This window comes from Dictyobacter aurantiacus (assembly GCF_003967515.1).
GTDB lineage: Bacteria > Chloroflexota > Ktedonobacteria > Ktedonobacterales > Ktedonobacteraceae > Dictyobacter > Dictyobacter aurantiacus.
Window position 1 is genome coordinate 3,375,485 of sequence record NZ_BIFQ01000001.1, and the last position, 18,884, is coordinate 3,394,368.

Sequence of the window (18,884 nt, forward strand, 5' to 3'; positions counted from 1 at the left end):
TACCTATGCCTGATCCAGAATTTTCAGAGCTCACAACACGACCGGTGCTTGAACAACGTAGCCTGTTTGATGCTGAGGAGCTCGCGCGCCTTGAAACCGCGCAGCGGCAGTGGGAAGATACCACGCTCAAGCAGTCAGTGCAGCGTATCCCCGAGCGCGAGCAGATCGAGACGACTTCGGGTGTGCCGGTGCAGCGGCTCTATACACCACGCGACCTGTCCAAACAGAATTATATGCAGGACATCGGCTTCCCTGGCGAATATCCCTATACGCGCGGCGTGCAGCCAACCATGTACCGGGCCAAGCCCTGGACCATGCGTATGTTCGCGGGTTTCGGGACGGCCGAGGATACCAATGCCCGCTTCAAATACCTGCTGCAGCAGGGGCAGACGGGCCTCTCGACGGCCTTTGATATGGCCACTCTCTACGGCTATGATACCGATCATCCGATGGCCGCCGGCGAGTTTGGCAAGTGCGGCGTCGCCATCTCTTCCCTGGCCGATATGGAGGTGCTGTTCGCCGACCTGCCCCTCGACAAGATCACAACTTCGATGACGATCAATAGTCCGGCCTCCGCCATCTGGGCTATGTATATCGTCAATGCCGAGAAGCGCGGTTATCCGATGGCTAAACTGGGTGGTACGCTGCAGAACGATATCCTTAAAGAGTATATCGCTCAGAAGGAGTATCTGTTCCCACCTGAGCCCTCACTGGGACTGGTCATCGACACCATCGAGTTCGGGTCACGCTCGATGCCGCGCTGGAACACCATCAGCATCAGCGGCTATCACATCCGTGAGGCCGGAGCCACCGCCGTGCAGGAACTGGCCTTCACGATCGCCGATGGTCTGGCCTATGTCGATGCGGCCATTGAACGCGGCCTCAAGATTGATGAGTTCGCGCCCCGCCTCTCCTTTTTCTTTGATGTGCACAACGATTTTCTGGAGGAGATCGCCAAGTTCCGCGCCGGCCGGCGCCTCTGGGCGCGTCTGATGCGCGAGAAGTATGGCGCCAAAGATCCTCGTTCCTGGATGATGCGTTGCCATGCTCAGACGGCTGGCGTCTCGCTATCAGCTCAGCAGCCAGAGAACAATATCGTGCGCACGACTATTCAGGCGCTGGCGGCGGTACTCGGCGGCACCAACTCGCTACACACTAACTCGCTGGATGAGGCCCTGGCCCTGCCAACCGAGAAGGCGGCCTTGATCGCCCTGCGTACGCAGCAGATCATTGCTCACGAGAGCGGCGTGGTCAATACCGTCGATCCCCTGGCCGGTTCCTACGCCATCGAGGCTCTGACCGATCAGACCGAGCAGGCGGCCCAGCAGTATCTGGACCGCATCGAGCAGCTGGGTGGCGTGCTGGCCTGTATCCAGAACGGCTTCTTCCAGCATGAGATCGCCGAGTCCGCCTATCGCTACCAGCAGGAGATCGATCTGCAGCAGCGCCAGATCGTGGGTGTCAACGCCTATACCCTGGATGAAGAGGTGAAGGTTCCCACCCTGTATGTGGACTATGAAGGGCAGAAGAGACACCTGGAGCGTCTCAATCGTGTGCGCCGCGAACGCGACCAGGCCGAGGTGCGCCGCGCCTTGTCCGCCCTGCGCCGCGCCTGCGACGAGCACAAAAACACCATGCCAGCCCTGCTGGACGCGGCCAGGGCTTATGCTACCCTGGGCGAGATGATGGATGTGTTCCGGGCCGCCTTCGGCGAATACCTGGAGCCCGCCATCTTCTAAGAGTGTCTACTTTCTTCATCGCGGGGCAGTGAGCGCCCCCGCACAGGCGTCCGCTGCACGGCCGCACTGGTTTTTGTGAGTGGGTGCAGCAGAGGCGCGAATGCGCCCCTGCTGCACCCACTCACACTGCGCTCTTCATCATTTCTCTTAATCGATACCAGACATGGAATGGAGTCATAGATGCCAGGAGAACCGTTGCAGGGCCTGATTGAAAAGCGAACGCTGTCTGCGAACGAGATCGAGCAGCTAAAGCAGCTGGCCGACGTGTGTGAGCGTCACGAGTCGCTGTACATGCGCATCGAATGGAGTATGTTGCGACAGCGTACAGGCCTGGTCGTGAAGGATTTCTTATATTATGACAATGGCGCCCTGATTGGCTACCTGGGACTGGATGATCAGGGCTCACAGCAGAATGAGATCGTCGGGATGGTGCATCCTGAGTATCGACGCCGAGGTATCTTCAAGCAGCTGCTCACCATCGCCGTCGTTGAAAGCCGTGCCCGTGGCATGAAGCAGCTGATCCTGGTCTGTGAGCGTACTTCTGCTTCGGGCCACGCCTTCGTACGCGCGCTGGGCGCTACCTTGAGCGAGTCAGAACACTCAATGGTGCTGACCACGGTCCCACAGCGCAAAGCTTTTGATGATCATCTGGAGATCCATCAGGCCGATGCCAGCGAGGCCGATGCGTTGATCAAGGTGCAGTCTGAAAGCTTTGGCGATAGTGAAGAGGCGACCAGGCGACGCGTGCTGCACTGCCTGCAGAATCCCGCCCGTCCCTATTATCTCGCCGTCTTTGGTGACGAAGATGTGGGTTGTCGTGAGCCGGTCGGTAGTTTCCGTCTGGATACGATCGAGGATGCTGTCGGTATCTATGCCTTTGGCGTGCGTCCGGCTTACCAGGGGAGGGGCTATGGACGCCAGATGCTGGAGGAGGCCATCTTTATCCTGCGCGGTCAGGACCCCGATCGAAAGGTCATACTGGATGTGGATGTTGAGAATAGCCGCGCCTTGCGGCTCTATCAATCATGCGGCTTCAGCATTTATACCACCTACGATTACTACGTACTCGATCTCTGATGTGCTTATACTCGACCTTGACATATCACTTTTTAATTACATACACTAGTGGTAAATGAGGGTAAAATCCCCGTCTTTGTAGAAAATGTAGCGCAGAAAGTTCCAGATAGAGAAGACCATTTGAAAGGTATTGTAACGATGTTTAACATTTTTCGCCTGCGCAACGACGAAGAAGAATTTACCGATGAACTGTATGCCTTTATAACTGACCCTAACGCGGATCACCGCAATAACCGTTCGATCATCAACTTCCTTCACGAGGTTTCACCCCAGATCGTCTCGGTCGCTGAATGCATGATTATCGATGGGGTCGATGAGCGCCACTATGTGGCCGACTATGTCCATGCCGTCCTCAATGGCTATGGTATCGATCCCGAAAAGTAATAATGCATGTATGTAAAAAGCGGTTGCCCCGTATATGGGGTGACCGCTTTTTACATACATGCGTGAGCTGTCGGCGCGGTCAGGCGAGTGATTCTAATTCGTACATGACGTTGGCGACAGTCATCAAGGCAGCGGTCTCCGCGCGCAGGATGCGGCTTCCCAGTGTGACAATCTTGACGCCAGCGCGCCGGGCTAGCGTGACCTCCTCGGTGGTCAGACCTCCTTCGGGTCCGATGAAGATAACGATGGAAATGGAATCCTGCCTTCCTGCTTGAGACCAGTCCCGCCGCGCCTGCTTGAGGGTCTCGTAGAGGCTCTGGGCGTGCTCCTCTTCCCAGGGCATGATGGCCAGCGCGCCGTCAGGGATATCGTTGAGGGTGTGCATCAAGGGGCGGATGCTCTGCAGCTCCGGCACGCGCGAACGACCACACTGCTCCGTCGCTTCCTGGATGATGCGTTCCCAACGCTGTAGCTTCTTGGGCCCCGCCTCCTCCAGGCCGGACATTGAGCGGCGGCAGAGGGTGGGCACAAAGCTAGTCACGCCCAGCTCGGTCCCTTTTTCCAGGATAAACTCAAAGCGGGCCGATTTGAGCAATCCCTGGCAGAGGATCACGCGTGCTTCCGGCTCTTTGTTGCTCGCACGCCGCTCGTCGAGCTGGATCTCGATGCCCGCGCGACTGTTGTGGGTGACGCTGCAGACGTATTCCTCTCCGCTATTGTCGAAGAGCACTATCTGCTCACCGACCGTGATATGCAGCACATCGCGGACCTGATGGGCCAGCTTGTCGGGCAGTGCCACGGTTTCTCCAGGCTGAAGCGCTTGCAGGTTGGTATCGGCGCTAAAGAAGCGGTGCATCGCTCAGGCTCGCTTTCGATAGGTGAGGGCCAGCCAGTCATCGATCCTGGTTTCCTCAACCAGTTCTAAGCCCGCCGCCAGCAGGGGACCCTCGGCATCGGCGCGCCGCGCCTCGATGATGCCACTGACAACCAGCAGACCATGTGGTGCCACGACGCGGGCCAGCTGTGGCGCGATCGAGCCGATGATATGGGCGATGATATTAGCCAGCACCAGGTCGTAGTGACCTTCATTACGCCTGGCTCCCTCTTCATCCAGCACACCCAGCACGATATCGATCTGCGCCTGCAGGTCGTTCATCTCCGCGTTCGCCTTTGAGCTTTCGACGGCCACGCTGCTATTGTCGATGGCGTCGATATGTGCTGCTCCCAGTTTCGCCGCGGCCAGGGCCAGAATGCCCGATCCGGTGCCCACATCCAGGACCTGCATGCCGGGACGCACCAGCTGCTCAACCCGTTCCAGGCACATGCGCGTCGTCGGATGCACGCCGGTCCCAAAGGCCATCCCCGGATCAAGGGTCAGCACCACCTCATCGTCTTTAGGGGTATATTCGCGCCAGGATGGGCGGATGACCAGCCGTTTTCCGATATGGGTCACGTGATAGTAATCTTTCCAGGCGTTAGCCCAGTCCTCCTCATCCACCACGCGCGAATGGAGCTCGCCCACAAAGTGCGCTCCTAGGCTGGTAAAGTGCCAGAGCCCACGGGCTATCTCCTGCCTCTTCTCCTCTTCGGTCCCATCTAGTGGCAGATAGGCGTGTACCTGCACGGGTTCTCCGGTTAAAATACTATATTCTTGCCCATCGTCGCTCAGCTTATAAGGCTCCTCGATTACCACGCCATCACGAGAATACGTACTCAATAACTCGCTGACCGACTCCACCGCCTCAGGATGCACCTGTACTGTTAATTCCAACCACTGCATGAAAACAACTCTCTACCTTTCGCGATATTATATGGAGAGGCGTAGGAAGGTCTTCTGCCGAGGCACGTTTAAATCCCCAGGCCTTCCTCTTCTCTTCCCCGCCGAAGGACGGCAGGTCCCAAGCGGGAGGTGCAGGAGGGCGGCGAGCCCTCCTGCCGGGGTTGGGGTGTCCCCCAGTCCCTCTCCCTTCTCCCTTTTCCCGCCGAAGGACGGCAGGTCCCAAGCGGGAGGTGCAGGAGGGCGGCGAGCCCTCCTGCCGGGGTTGGGGGTGTCCCCCAGTCCCTCTCCCCTCTCCCTTTTCCCGCCGAAGGACGGCAGGTCCCAAGCGGGAGGTGTAGGAGGGCGGCGAGCCCTCCTGCCGGGGTTGGGGGTGTCCCCCAGTCCCTCTCCCCTCTTCCCCCGCCGAAGGCGGGGAAGCGTAGCTTTCTTTCTGTGCTTTCTAGCATATCACAGCAAGTCAGTGGGCGTAACATGTTGCGACTTCTTGAAGCAGATTGACCACAACAGATGCTTCGTGCTATCATAGCCGAACATAGCTGGTACAAAATAGGTAATTCGAGTAATTTGTCGTTGATGGAAAATGGAGTACCTGGCGCGCTACAGCGTCTACGAGCGGCTGATATCCTCCATATGGCGGGATTGACTGCGGCATCTCTAGGACAAGAGTATAATCGTACAGGCACGATCCGGGGCACGCAGCGCCAGGGGGATCGTTTGCTTGGTATTGTTGAGCTGCCACCTGGAATCGATCCTCTGGCCCGGGCAACCGATGAGCAGGATGTTCCGCTTCAGGATATTACGGCTGCTCCACGTTCCTATACCGTGGAAGTTGAGTTGACCGGAGCCACTTCCTGGCACAGCTCCTGCTCATGTGATGAGTCAGGGGAATTGCTCTGCGCTCATGGTGCGGCGTTGCTGTATCGCTGGCTGGCCCAGCCCGCCGGTTTTGAGCCGCGTATCCAACCATCAGCTGCGCAGGAAAAGCCCGTTCCCAGACCATCCCCCACCGCGTCCAGGCCATCCACCGCCCGCGAAGCGCTGAAGGCCGAGAGCCTCCCTAATCCTCCCGCCAATAATGCGGTTCGCTATAGTCCTGACCTGGTAAATATTCTGGTACAGATTGGCCTGGGAGAGCTGCGTGGGATCGCGCGCGAGTATAACCTGGCTACTAATGGCCTGTCCCGGCAGCAACTGGCCGAGCAGATTGTCCGGGCGATGAAACAGCCAGATGTGGTGCGCAAGGTGGCTACAACCCTGGAGAAGCCGCAGCGTCAACTGCTGGCCGCCCTGTCGCTGGCCGGGGGACTGGTTCACGACGATGATCTGCGCGGATTATTTGAGCGCTTTTCGCTGGGGCAGCCGGCGCAGTTACAGCGGGCCCTGCTGGCGCTGCAGGGCAAAGCCTTGCTTTTTCGGGTCAATTCTTTTAATGCCGATCTGCTTGCGCGCAACGGCGGTCCCGGTGATCTGTTAGATATTGGCTGGTTTGTACCGGCTGAGATACGGGCGGCCCTGCGTGTATTTGTTCCCGTTACCTCCTTTGATCCAGAGCAGCCTGATGAGCACAAGGGATTGCCCCGTGTGCAGGATTTGCCGCCGCTGCGTATTCTGGCCGATCTATTGCTGGTGGCTCGGGCATTAGATGGTATGCGGATTGAGCCCGAGGATGCCTGGCCTGCCGCTCCCGCATCCGAGCCTGAGCAGCCCGTGATACACCCAAATACAGCGGGTAGCAGTCATACGGCCCTGTTGTCGCAACCCAAAGAGTTGGCCTCACCAGCCCTGTTGGAGGCGCTAAAGAAAAAAGTCTCGTTTGCCCCCTCTTTTCTACGTTTTGCCATCCAGGTCTTGCTGCTGGCGGGTATTGTGCAGCGACCCGAGCGTGAAGCACCTTTCCTGCGCATCTTGCCGGATGCCGCCCAACTCCTGCTGGGCTCGAATCAGGCTGAGGTATTGTCTGATCTTTTTAAACTGTGGCTGCAGTCACCCTCGGTGGCCGAATTATTTGCTTTGCAAGAAGATGGAATACGCCTGCTCTGCCGCATGACGCCACTGAATGTACCGTTACTACGAGCGGGCGAGCTGGCTGAAGAGAACGCCGATGCGCGACGGACCCTGGTTGATCTGCTGGCGCAGGCACCAATCGGTCAGTGGATGCAATTTACCGCCTTTAGCCGTTTCGTCTATCGCTTGAATCCCTTGCTGCTGCAGCGTAGACAGCGGCTCCTGCCTGCGCCCCACTGGTGGCTTGAGGCCGAGACCGGCAAGGTTTTGAAACCGCTGCATCTGGGGGATTGGCAACGTGCTGAGCTACTGTATGTTGCTCGCCTGATTATGGGCCCCCTCCACTGGTGGGGTCTATGTGACGTGGCGCTTTCCAGCCAGGGACGCTTGCTGGCCTTTCGCATGACGGCTGTGGCGCGCTGGCTACTGCATAACATACCATTGGATCTGGAGATCCCCGATGAAGAAGCCACGCCTGACACGCCGGAGGTGTTGGAGAATGGGCAGGTGCTCTTGCCCAGTTCTGCGCGCTACTGGCCCATCATTCAGCTCTTTGAGCAGTGCGCCGAGGCAACCGGGGTCGCGCGTTCTCAGTTGCGTTATCGTTTTACTCCCCAGGCTTTGAGCCAGGCGCTCAGCCAGGGCTATCAGATGACGCGTTTATTAGAAGTGTTACGGCAGCTGGTCGCGCGTTCTCCACAGGAAGAGGGGCCCGCAGCGCAGCTACTGGCTCGCCTGGAACGCTGGCTGGCCGGGTATGGCCGGGCGCGCATCTACACCGGCGTAACTATCGTCGAGGCCATCGATACATCCGTCATGCGAGAGCTAACGGCTACCACGTCGTTGGATGAGTATGTGATACGATCATTGCATCCAACTATCGTAGTGGTGAAACCAGACGCGACCGAGCGTTTAAGCGATGAGCTCAAGCGCCGTGGACAATCCCCGCTCATATATAATGAGGATTTATATGGATCAGAATGATCTTGAGCTATTGCAGACCGTGCCACTGTACCATCTGCAGGCAGTGTTGAAGGCGCGGCGCATTTCCGCGGCTCCCCATGTGTTTAGCGCGACTTCCGACCTTTCTGCCCCTGCATCTACGCCGGTCGTGCTGGAGGCGGCCCATTACCTGCTGGATACCTCCTCGTTAGGCGATGTATTACAGGAGCTAAGTGAGCTGGAGATCCTGCTGCTGCGTGAGCTGGTCTCCTGCGGTGGCCGCGCCAATAGCCGCGATCTGGCCCTCTACTTTCATAGTTCCGGTCTGCCCGGTGTGGAGAAGAAAGAGGAGTTGGCCGTTTCAGAACTGCCTGGTCCGGCGGTAATCACCGATGGCGTATCGCAACCTCCACGTTATCCACCTGCCCATCCGCATGGTCCGTTTGAACTGGCGGTACGTCATCTGCTCTTGCTCGGATTGGTCTTCTGGGGCCGCCAGACACATTTTGTGGGTCGTGACTACAGTAGTGGGATGCACGATGGGGTGTTGATTGTCCCGCAGACGTTGGTGAACATAGTGCGGCGGCGCTGGCAGCTTGAACAGGTACCAGCGCCGCCCGCGACGACAATCGTGGATGAAGATGGTCGCCTGCAGGCCTTTCAGCGTACTCTGTACTTCTACTGGTCATTTGTGGATGCCCATCGCAATCTGTCACTGGTCAATAATGGCTTGCTGTCGCGTACCAGCCTGCGTCAGGTCGCTGACTTTATGGATCTACCGTTTGAGCAGGATCAATTGCGCCTGGAGAGCGATCATCCGCAGCTGCTCTTTATTCGACTGCTTTTGATGCAGCTGGGACTGCTTTCTGTCAGGCGCGGCATGCTGGTTCCCGAAGCAGCCGAAGCGTTTTTTGATCTACCACTAGCCGAGCGCACCCGCCGTTGCTATCATGCCTATATCGATACAACTTTTTGGAACGACCTGATCAATCTATCCGATATCAATATTCGGCCCACGCCCGACCCGTTGTTGCCGGCGCACGAAGAAATAGTACGAGCGCGTCACCAGGTGGTTGAGCGGATGTTATGTGAGGCACCGACCGAGTGGCACGACCTGGCGGCCTTTATCGCGCGCGTGAAGCTGCATGTACCATATCTGCTCTTTCCGCGCCGCTATGGCCTGCGTGCCGAGCGCTATTCTCAGGGATCAAATCCATATGGCTGGGATTTTCGTCTGCGTCGCGGCTGGCTGACGCACCGCGAAGGCTGGCATATGGTCGAGGGTGGTTTTATCCGTACACTCCTTTCCGGACCCTTGCAATGGATGGGATTGGTGCAGTTCGCCCCGGAGATGCTGGCGCCGTCCTTCGCGTTTTCCACCACTGCCGTAGCGATCATGCAAGATGTTCCACTCCCCTCTACGGAGCTGCCTGCTAGCCGCTTGATTGTGCAGCCAAACTTTGACGTGGTGGTGCGGGCCCCGGTCTCCGAAGGATTGCTGGTCCGGCTGGATCGCTTCGCAGAACGCGTCAGCCTGGAGCATATCGCGCAGTATCATCTCTCTAAGAGCAGCGTTATGCGTGCCGTCCAGCACGGAGCGCGGGTCGAAATGATCCTGTCGGTGTTGGAGCCGGCGTCTGATGGCCCTATACCCCAGAATGTGCGCTATTCACTTGAGGAATGGGAGCGGCAAGTGCGGAGGATCGAGATCTGGCCTCGGGCTACACTGATCGAGGTCGAGGATAGCGCGTTACTGGACCGCTTCTTCGCTGATCCGGAGCGACGCACGCTCTTTCAGCGTCGCCTGACCCCTGTACTGGCGGAGGTTGTTCCGGAGCAGCTGCTGGCAGTACAACAGCTGCTGTGGGAAGATGATTCCTTGCCAGCTCTTTCAACGGCCCCGGCCCATGAACTACTCACGACCGCGCCTTTGCCACCCCATGATCCACAATGGATCCTGCACGAAGATGGCAGACTTGAACCCATCTACGCTGTACTTGATTTCTATGTGCTGGCGGAGGTTGTCCGTTTCTGCGAAGAAGATCAGACGGCGGGCTGGTTACGCCTGACCTCCCAATCGCTGCGGCGCGCCCTGAACGAAGGGATCACGCTCGAGCATATCCTGGGTTTCCTGCAGCACTATTGTCGTGAAGGCATTCCTGGATCGCTGCTGATCCGACTGAAATTATGGGGTGGTGGCTATACACAGGCACAGCAGATCTATATCGAGCACGCACCCCTGCTGCGGCTGCCGACCGATGTTCTACAGGATCTACGGGCCGATCAAGAAGTAGCCGCCCTGCTAGGCGCTGAAATAGTGGATGGCCACAGCCTGGTACACGTATCCACCCAGAACCTGCCCCGCATATTGACGCTCCTCCAGCAGCGCGGCTTCATGACCATCTCCACCCCTTCCCCAGAGCAGGAAGTGCAGAAAGACGGCCAGTCCTCCTACCGTGGAGCGAGGCATACAAATTAAGCAGGAGGTGCAGGAGGACGGTCAGTCCTCCTGCCGGGGTGCGGGGTGTCCCCGCTTATCCCTTTCCTCCCCCGCCGCCCGAAGGGCGGCATAATGGGGTTCAGGGGCCACGCCCCTGAAAATGCTTGAGGTAAAGATTTGAAAAAACACAGAGAAAAACTGTTGACAAACCAGAACATGTATGATATCTTATCCCTACAAACGTACTGCAGTTCTAAACTGAACGCAGATGCGGGAGTGGCTCAGTGGTAGAGCACTTCCTTGCCAAGGAAGATGTCGCGGGTTCGAATCCCGTCTCCCGCTCCCCCTTTTTTCGGGCGACGTCGCCAAGTGGTAAGGCACGGCTCTGCAAAAGCTGCACCAGCGGTTCGAGTCCGCTCGTCGCCTCCAAGTGAGACGTGGTAGCTACCACGTCTCTTTTTTTTAGCACCTACCTGGATTTCCACCTATGCGTGAGCAACGTAGTTATTCCGCTGAAGCTATTATCTTGAAGCGTACCGATCTGGGTGAAGCCGATCGGGTATTGACGCTTTTCACACCCTACAAGGGGAAGATCCGTTCCCTTGCCAAGGGGGTACGCCGCCCGGGCAGCAAGAAAGCTGGTCATCTGGAACTGCTTTGCTATAGCGAGTTGCAACTGGCTATGGGCCGCACCTTTGATATCATTACGCAGGCTCAGACTAAAGAGAACTTCTTCCACCTGCGCAATGAGCTCTGGCATATGACCTGTGGCTTCTACCTGGCGGAACTGGTCGATCGTTTTGTCGAGGACAACATGCAGCAGCAGGATGTCTATAGCCTGTTACTGCTGGCTTTACGCGTGTTGGAGGCGGACGCGGCGCAGATACAGCAACGCCGGGCACAGGGTGAGATATCTTCGTCCCATGATCTGGATCGTTCGCGCCTGCTCCTGCGCTACTTTGAAATCCATCTTCTTTCCTACATCGGCTATGAGCCGGTGTTGCGCCAGTGCGCCCATTGCCAGGCCGAACTGAAGCCTGAGCAGAATGGTTTCACACCCGCGCTGGGTGGCGCGCTGTGTCCCAACTGCTCGCACCTCTGGTCTCAGTCCCTCTCAATGAATGCGCTCAAGGTCTTACGCCTGCTACAGAGGACTGAATGGAGCAAGGTGCCGAACCTGCACCTCGATGCCCGACTCCAGGCAGAGATCGAAGCCGCGATGCACAGCTTGATCCGCTTCCACCTGGAGCGCGATCTAAAATCCTGGAGCTTTCTGGAAATGTTAAACGTGCAGCGTCAGTAGGCGTTCGGGATTATCCCAGCACCTTGTGGGCGTAAATGAGGGTGCTCGCCGCATCATATAATTCTGCCTGGATGGGCAGGTCCACCCGCTGATCGGACAAGAAAAGCACCATGCCGTCCTCGACCTTGTCTTCCATACTGGTGCCATTTTTCGCTATCAGGCGTACGCGGGTCACGTTCTGGTCGTGATCGGCGACCAGGCCACCTGCGTAGAAATGATCGGGCATACCGCCACCGCCCAGATTGGCCCAGGCGCGTTCGACCACTGGTCCCGGATCGCTGCCCATGAGACCATCGCCGGCAGCCCCACGGAACTGCCAGTTCCCTCGTGCGTCCTCTTCCACGTAACAGGTGAAATAGACCTCTTTCCCCTGCTCATTTTCGAATACAACTATATAAACACGTCGCCCGGGCAGGGAGCGCTCTTTCAAAAAGCGCAGGGTTTTATTTTTAGACTCTTGAATACCCTCTTGCATATTGCCGGCTGGAACTTTGCTACTGCCTGTGACCAGTAGGCGTGTCAGCCGGTTCACTATCTCTTGTTTAGGGTCCTGGTGTGCCATAAATAACCTCATACTCACTAGGCATTGTGGTTTTGACAATCATATCACAGTTGCACCAGATATTATAGGTGCGCTCCCACGGCGGAATAATCGACCGCAAGGGTCGAATCTACGCTGGACAATGTTCTCATGAGTCGCGTATCATGAAAAGAGACGAACCAGACAGCCAGGCGTGGCCTGGACTGTTCTATATTTGTGCAGGTTTGCCCTGTCGATGCTGCCAGCGGCCTTCTACCCTGCTGTGATGCGATAAGTGTGGATGAAAGGAATAGATCTATATCATGGTCCATTTTTATGAATTGGCTAGCCTCGATGCTACGCAACGGGCCCGCCTGCTGCGCCGTGCGGAAGTAGCGATCGATGATTTATTGGAATATGTCCGCCCCATCGTGCAGGCGGTACGCACTCGCGGTAACGAGGCGTTGCTCGAATTTATGGAGCGCTTCGATCATGTGCAGTTGACGCCCGACAACCTGCGCGTGAGCCGTGAGGAGATCGATCGCGCCCACGATCTGCTGGATAAAGATATTCACCGGGCGATTGAGCATGCCATTCAGAATGTACGGACCTTCCATGAGCGCCAGATGCCGCATGAGCAGTGGTTTACGCAGGTGGCTCCAGGAGTGATGGCGGGCGAAAAAATTACGCCGATCAGTAGTGTGGCTCTCTATGTGCCGCGCGGCAAGGGCGCGTTTCCATCTGTGATGTATATGTTGGCAACTCCTGCCACTATCGCTGGCGTTCCTCGCATCGTCGTCTGTACACCACCTGCTCCCACAGGAGAGGTCGATCCCGCTTCGCTGGTGGCCGCGGATCTTTGTGGGGTACATGAGATCTATCGCATCGGTGGTGCCCAGGCTATTGCCGCCATGGCATACGGTACCGAGACCATTGAACGGGTACGCAAAGTCACCGGACCAGGTAATCCCTATGTATCGGCCGCCAAGCGCCTGCTGTATGGCACGCTGGACGTTGGCTTGCCAGCCGGTCCCAGCGAATCTATCTTGCTTGCCGATGATAGCGCTGATCCTGAACTGGTGGCACGCGATCTGCTGGTTGAAGCCGAACATGGTCCCGATTCCTCCAGCCTGCTGGTTACCGATAGCCGCGCTTTAATCGAGGCTGTGCAGGAACTCTTGCCGGCCAAAATCGCCGCGCTACCCGAGCCTCGTCAAACCTTCTGCCGCACCGGCTTTGAGAGCGAAAAAGGTACCGGAGGTCTGGTGCTGACCGGTTCCCTACAAGAGGCAATCGATTTCACCAACGAATACGCGCCAGAACATCTGCAGGTCCATACGCGCGAACCTTTCGCCATCCTACCCCAGCTCAATAATGCCGGTGAAATCTTGCTTGGCGCGCATACTCCGACCCCGCTGGGCAACTACAGCCTGGGCACCAACGCTATCTTACCCACCGGTGGCTTCGCCCATACCTTCTCCTGTACCTCCGTCTTCGATTTCCTGAAGCGGACCGGCCTGGGTTACGTCACCTCCGAAGGCTATGCGGGTCTCAGTGAAACCACTCATCGCCTGGCCGAATTCGAAGGATTTCCTTCGCACGCCCGTGCCATCCGCGATCGCTTCTAGCCATCGCGGAGAATGCTGACGCATTCTCAAAAAAGTAAGTAAAGTGAGGCAAAAAGTGCGCCATGCGGCGCACTTTTTGCCTCACTTTACTTACTTTTTTGAGAGGTGATGCAGAACCGGTGCTCAGCATCACCTCTCAAAAATATACCTTCTGAGCGCCGTAGCTTTTCCCCTCTTCTGTAACATACAAGGCGCGTAGAGTCATGGCCGAAGGCACAAAACTCCACTATATCAAAGAAGCCCCCCAGAAACATGAATCTGATAGAAAAAAAAAGGAAGAAAAGACGTTTACTTTGCAGAGCACATCTTTCCCGTCAAATTGCCATCCTATACTAAAATTCATCGTATACCCTTTATGGGGAAGAAACGCCGCAAGGGCTATTTCGCGCAGCGGCATCCTAGGACTCTGGATGCAATTTCTGCTCACTAAAGGAAAGATGTGTTATAATGCCCCCTATAAAAGCCTGAATTTGAGATATGGAGCGCATATAAATTTTGAACTCTTCTATAATCCAGCTCTTACTGTATTAAGCGAGAAGTTCAAATAGTTTGTTCGCGGTGCAAATAAAGTATGTCAAATAATTATTCATCCGATTCCGAGCACGTATTGCCCATAAGTGGAGCACAACCTGGCCAATCCGGAGCACAGAATAATACGCCAGAAAAAGCGCAACATGGTGATGCACCATCGTCGGCCAGTGCCGCGGTGCCTGAAACGGAGGGCAAAGTTGTCCCCAGGAGGTTGGCGTCGGGCACGGTACTTTCGGGCGGTCGCTATAGAATTGAAAAATTGATTGCATCCGGCGGCATGGGTGCGGTTTATCGTGCTATTGATACGCGTTTTAATCGTCCATGCGCTGTCAAAGAGATGCTCGACGAATTCAATAATGAAACGGAACGGGCCCAGGCTGTAGAGTGGTTCTCACGTGAAGCAACCTTACTGCTCGATCTGAACCACCCCTGTATCCCACGTGTGCGCGACTTCTTTGCGGAGAATGGCCGTAACTACCTGGTGATGGATTTTATTGATGGACATACGCTGGCGGAGATTCTGGATCTGGAGGGAAATGTTATCGGGGTCAACGGAGCGCGTGGCGTCACAGAAGCCCGCGCCCGTAGCTGGATGCGCCAGGTCAGTAGCGTGTTGAGTTATCTTCATTCTCAAAATCCCCCGATTATCTTCCGCGATCTCAAGCCCTCTAATATTATGGTGACCAATCGTGATGAAGTTAAATTGATCGACTTCGGTATTGCGCGCACATTCCAATCGCAGCGCCAGGCGACGGTGATTATGACGCTGGGGTACGCTCCTCCCGAACAACTGCATGGGATGCCCGAGCCACGCAGTGATATTTATGCTCTGGGTGCGACTATACATCGCCTGTTGACACGCCACGATGCCGTCAATAACAAGCCTAATGCATTCGCGTTTCCTGCGGTGCGCATCTTGCGTCCCGACATCTCGCCGGCGTTCGAGCAGGTAGTTATGAAATCGCTGGCGCCACAGCTAAATTTTCGCTGGTCGAGCGCGGCTGAATTGGAGCGCGCCCTGATCAACCTACCGCCGATTACGGTGGTTCCGCCGCTGGCTAGCCCCATTGCTGGTCGTGGCAACGAGGGGAAAAGCGGCCAGCAGCAGGGAGCGCCGCTTACCCCAGGAGTTCATGTCTCTTCTCCGAATCTGACTCCGGTCCGACCGGTGTCGTCACCGATGACCGGGCCGGCCGCGCAGCATATTACGACCGCGATGGGGCATCTTTCCTCGTCACGTATCGAAGCCGCCCATGATTCCGTCAAGTGGGCGCACTCATTGGAGCCCCAGAACGCGGTGGTGCATAAAATCTTCGGGCAGGTTTTCGCGCGCCGCACGCCGCCACAGCCGGACCTGGCGCTACAGGCATATAATCGTTCGCTGCAGTTGAATCCCAACGACGCGGAAACGCATAAACTGATCGGCGACGTCTGGTACTTTCTGCGGCAGAACCCGTTCCAGGCCATTCCCGCCTACACTCAGTCGCTGCGCCTCAACCCACAAGACTTTGAGTCCCATGATCGGCTGGGGCAATGTTTTGAGAAGAACAATCAAGTTGAGCCGGCGATCCGTGAATATCAGGAGGCATTACGCCTGGCTCCGACGCAGCCCGCGCTTTTGCGTCTGCGGTTATACTTTGCATTGGGCCAATTAGCTATGCGCGCCAACCAATGGGCTGTGGCGGAGAACGCATTTGTCCAGGTGTTGATCCTGGACGCGGCCGAGCCCCGTGCACGCTTTTTGCTCAGCCAGGTATATGAGCGTGAAGGAAAGCTGGAAGACGCTTTTCGGGAATGCGGTTATGTTATTAATGGACCATTGGGAAGCACTCCCGCGGTTCAACAGCTCTATTTTAATTTGAAAAATCGTTTAGGACGGTAAGGGGCAATCTTTTATGCACTGTCTATCTGGCATGAAGGGGAAGTGTCAATGAGTACGCATCGTCTCGGCTCTAGGAGATACAAGAGCTTTCGACTGCCTGTTTTTTTAGTACTCGCTTGGCTCATAATCTCCCTCCAGGTGGGAATCTCCTCCACTGCCCTGGCTGCCTCTGATCGGGCTACGGCGCCAAATCCGCCACAAGATGTGACGCGCGCAGGCGTTTCTGTCGTTCGCCTCCTTTTATCGTATACAGGCACAGATAGTACCGGGCCCGAGGCGAACACCCATATCCTATGTACCGGGCTGGGTGTGCTGGTGAGAAGCCAGCTGAAAAGCAATAACCCTGATCAGTATGAAAACTGGGTATTGACCGATGGTACGTTGGTCAACACTGAGAGTAAGGCTACCTGCATGCCATCCACTCCGGCGGCAACGTTGTCTCAGGTCTCTATCTATACCAGCAGTCTTTATAATGCGCAGCAGATCATCAAGTTTGATGTGAAGGCCAGCGATATCACTGTGCATTGTCCGGCCGATGCGAAATCATGTGTTGATGGTCCAACGCTTTTCTCTTTTGCCAGTGGCCGTCAGGAGCCACAACCATTTATTGATCTGGCAACAGGTCAGGGAAAGACTGCCACTGACGGTGGGCAGAGTCACGCCCTGATATTGGCCAGAAGTGATGGATCGCTCAATGGTTTGCAGGCCTCGGCCGCCGGTTCTGTTCAACAGGATACGTACGTCAATCAACTGGTGCAATATCGTACGCCGACTGCCCGGCCTCAGGATGACAAGAATCTTGAGATGGGTACCCCTCTTGTGAATCAAGCGGGAGAAATGGTTGGCCTGCATAGCGCCCACAACGGCGTTCTGGCTGCCGCTACCCTGCAGCCTTTCCTGGATGCAACCTTACCAAAGATCAATAATCCTTCTGTTGTCAGCCCTGTATATGACAATTGGAAAAAAGGCATGGATGCTTATTATCAACAGATGCTGAATACAGCGCATACAGATTTTAAGAATGCGTTTGTGGCCAATGGCAAGTTTCAGGCTGCACAACAGATGGCGCTGGCCGGAACCGGCCCTTCCGTTCAATTGAGCCGGGCTGGCGGAACACCAACACCCCCACCGGCGAATGGCTTCTCTATCCCTGGGATGAGCTTCACCTACTGGCTGTTTGCGCTTCTCGCCATTGTAGTGGTTGTAGTGGTCCTGGTTCTTCTCTGGTTCTGGCGCCGGCGTATCCGGCAGCAGCGGCGTCTGGATTCGGAACTGGCTGATGCGGAGCAGCGGGCAACTATCGAGGCCCAGCGTATTCGCCTGGCCGAAATGGAGGCTGCCCAGAGCAAAGGTGGCGCCAGCCAGACTGGCCCTCTACCGGCGCAACCAGCGGTTCTCAAAACCGGGCCACTGGGCTCACATGCGTTGCACTGTCCTCGTTGTGGCGAGCGCGTTACCGCGGAAGATAACTTCTGTACCTATTGCCAGCAGCCATTGATCGCGACTGATTCCGGTTCCATTGCTCGTAGCCAGGTGGCTAGTTCAGCGTCGCCCAACGGCGGCGCGTATGGATCTGCCGCTCAGGCGTCACCACCACGCTCGACCGGAGAACAGACGACCGTGGTGCCGGCCAGGGCCATCGCCGAGCAACCAACCATCGTACCCGGTCGCTCGATTGCCGAACAGCCAACGGTGGATATGCCCGTGGGTAGTGAGCAGACAACCAAACTGGATCCTGATAAGACGGTGCCGTATGCTGTGCGGCAGCTAAGTGGCCGGCGCCCTGGTATCGTGGCGAGTGCTCTCTCCAATCCGGGCATCAAGCGGAAATATAAGCCCAATGAGGATAGTCTGTTTGCCATGCAGGGCCTGATCAGTGGCTCTCAGAAGCCACCCATGTTCGGCCTGTTCGTGGTCGCCGATGGTATGGGTGGACATGCCAATGGTGAGGATGCCAGCCGGACCGCTATTCAGGCTGTTGTGAACTATATGCTGCCGAAACTTGTAGGGCAGGGATTGCTTCAGGATGAGAGCTATGCACGCCTGATGGCGGAGGGCGCGCAGGAGGCCAACCTGGCCGTGCATCAGCATAATATGCAGCAGAATGGTGATATGGGCACTACGATTACGGCGGCCCTGGTCGTGGATAGCACGGCCTATGTTGTCAATGTTGGCGATAGCCGTACCTATCTGTATCGCCCCGCTAGCGGTCTACGCAAAATCACCACCGATCACTCGGTCGTGGCCAGCCTGGTAGATGCCGGTATTATTAAGCCAGATGATATCTACACCCATCCTAAACGCAATCAGATCTACCGCAGCCTGGGTGAAAAGCCGGTGATTGAGGTCGATTCCTTTAAAGAGGTTTTGCAGCCGGGTGATAAATTATTGCTTTGCTCAGATGGCTTGTGGGATATGGTGCGTGACCCCAAGATCGAGGCGGTCGTGCGCAATCCTGATCCCGATCCAGCCATAGTGAGCGAGGGTTTAATCAAAGCTGCTCTTGACGGTGGCGGAGAAGATAACGTCAGTGTGATTGTCGTGCATATCACTGAGCCAGTTGAAACGACTGGAATGCCTCGTACCCAATTAATCGCGAAGCCAGACTCAGTACAGATGCCCCATTTGCAGTAAAATTGTCGCTCTTTCTTCCC

The 18,884-nt window shown here is 56.4% G+C and carries 13 protein-coding genes and 2 tRNA genes; 12 read left to right on the top strand and 3 right to left on the bottom strand.

What is annotated here, in order from left to right; all coding sequences use genetic code 11:
* Positions 1-5 precede the first annotated feature (5 nt).
* The 3 genes from KTT_RS13615 (at position 6) to KTT_RS13625 (ending at position 3,200) form a co-directional block, all read left to right on the top strand.
* Positions 6-1,739, top strand: coding sequence for an acyl-CoA mutase large subunit family protein (locus KTT_RS13615; RefSeq protein WP_126596485.1), 1,734 nt, complete (start codon positions 6-8; stop codon positions 1,737-1,739).
* A gap of 180 nt (positions 1,740-1,919) precedes the next feature.
* Positions 1,920-2,816, top strand: a complete 897-nt coding sequence (locus KTT_RS13620; RefSeq protein WP_126596486.1) for a GNAT family N-acetyltransferase — start codon at positions 1,920-1,922, stop codon at positions 2,814-2,816.
* Between the two features lie 138 nt (positions 2,817-2,954).
* Positions 2,955-3,200, top strand: coding sequence for a hypothetical protein (locus KTT_RS13625; protein WP_126596487.1), 246 nt, complete (start codon positions 2,955-2,957; stop codon positions 3,198-3,200).
* A 79-nt stretch (positions 3,201-3,279) separates the two neighbouring features.
* Here KTT_RS13625 and KTT_RS13630 read toward each other — a convergent pair whose 3' ends face one another.
* Entirely contained in the window at positions 3,280-4,056 is a 777-nt protein-coding gene (locus KTT_RS13630; protein WP_126596488.1) for a 16S rRNA (uracil(1498)-N(3))-methyltransferase, read from the bottom strand.
* A 3-nt stretch (positions 4,057-4,059) separates the two neighbouring features.
* Positions 4,060-4,980 carry a 50S ribosomal protein L11 methyltransferase gene (gene prmA, locus KTT_RS13635; protein ID WP_126596489.1) on the bottom strand — a complete coding sequence of 307 codons (921 nt, stop codon included), beginning with the start codon at positions 4,978-4,980 and terminating at the stop codon, positions 4,060-4,062.
* 573 nt (positions 4,981-5,553) lie between these two features.
* Here prmA and KTT_RS13640 point away from each other — a divergent pair.
* From KTT_RS13640 to recO, 5 genes are all read left to right on the top strand, one after another.
* Positions 5,554-7,968, top strand: coding sequence for an SWIM zinc finger family protein (locus tag KTT_RS13640; RefSeq protein ID WP_126596490.1), 2,415 nt, complete (start codon positions 5,554-5,556; stop codon positions 7,966-7,968).
* On the top strand, positions 7,955-10,405 hold the full coding sequence (locus tag KTT_RS13645) for a helicase-associated domain-containing protein (RefSeq protein WP_160145848.1): 2,451 nt from the start codon (positions 7,955-7,957) through the stop codon (positions 10,403-10,405). Before KTT_RS13640 ends, KTT_RS13645 begins: the two co-directional genes overlap by 14 nt.
* A gap of 231 nt (positions 10,406-10,636) precedes the next feature.
* Positions 10,637-10,708 (top strand) — tRNA-Gly (locus KTT_RS13650).
* Positions 10,709-10,721: 13 nt separating this feature from the next.
* A tRNA-Cys gene (locus KTT_RS13655) sits at positions 10,722-10,795 on the top strand.
* A 58-nt stretch (positions 10,796-10,853) separates the two neighbouring features.
* Positions 10,854-11,669, top strand: coding sequence for a DNA repair protein RecO (recO, locus tag KTT_RS13660; protein ID WP_126596492.1), 816 nt, complete (start codon positions 10,854-10,856; stop codon positions 11,667-11,669).
* A 10-nt stretch (positions 11,670-11,679) separates the two neighbouring features.
* Here the strand turns inward: recO and KTT_RS13665 are convergent, their stop codons facing one another.
* Positions 11,680-12,231: a hypothetical protein gene (locus tag KTT_RS13665; protein ID WP_126596493.1), complete on the bottom strand. Its 552-nt coding sequence runs from the start codon at positions 12,229-12,231 to the stop codon at positions 11,680-11,682.
* 281 nt (positions 12,232-12,512) lie between these two features.
* Here KTT_RS13665 and hisD point away from each other — a divergent pair, with 281 nt between their 5' ends.
* The 4 genes from hisD (at position 12,513) to KTT_RS13685 (ending at position 18,864) form a co-directional block, all read left to right on the top strand.
* Complete coding sequence (gene hisD, locus KTT_RS13670) at positions 12,513-13,817, top strand: histidinol dehydrogenase (RefSeq protein WP_126596494.1); 1,305 nt, start codon at positions 12,513-12,515, stop codon at positions 13,815-13,817.
* Positions 13,818-14,020: 203 nt separating this feature from the next.
* Positions 14,021-14,365: a hypothetical protein gene (locus tag KTT_RS13675; RefSeq protein ID WP_126596495.1), complete on the top strand. Its 345-nt coding sequence runs from the start codon at positions 14,021-14,023 to the stop codon at positions 14,363-14,365.
* Between the two features lie 23 nt (positions 14,366-14,388).
* Positions 14,389-16,230: a serine/threonine-protein kinase gene (locus KTT_RS13680; RefSeq protein ID WP_126596496.1), complete on the top strand. Its 1,842-nt coding sequence runs from the start codon at positions 14,389-14,391 to the stop codon at positions 16,228-16,230.
* Positions 16,231-16,278: 48 nt separating this feature from the next.
* A complete protein-coding gene (locus KTT_RS13685) occupies positions 16,279-18,864 on the top strand; it encodes a PP2C family protein-serine/threonine phosphatase (protein WP_126596497.1) in 2,586 nt (861 codons plus the stop codon).
* Positions 18,865-18,884: the final 20 nt, after the last annotated feature.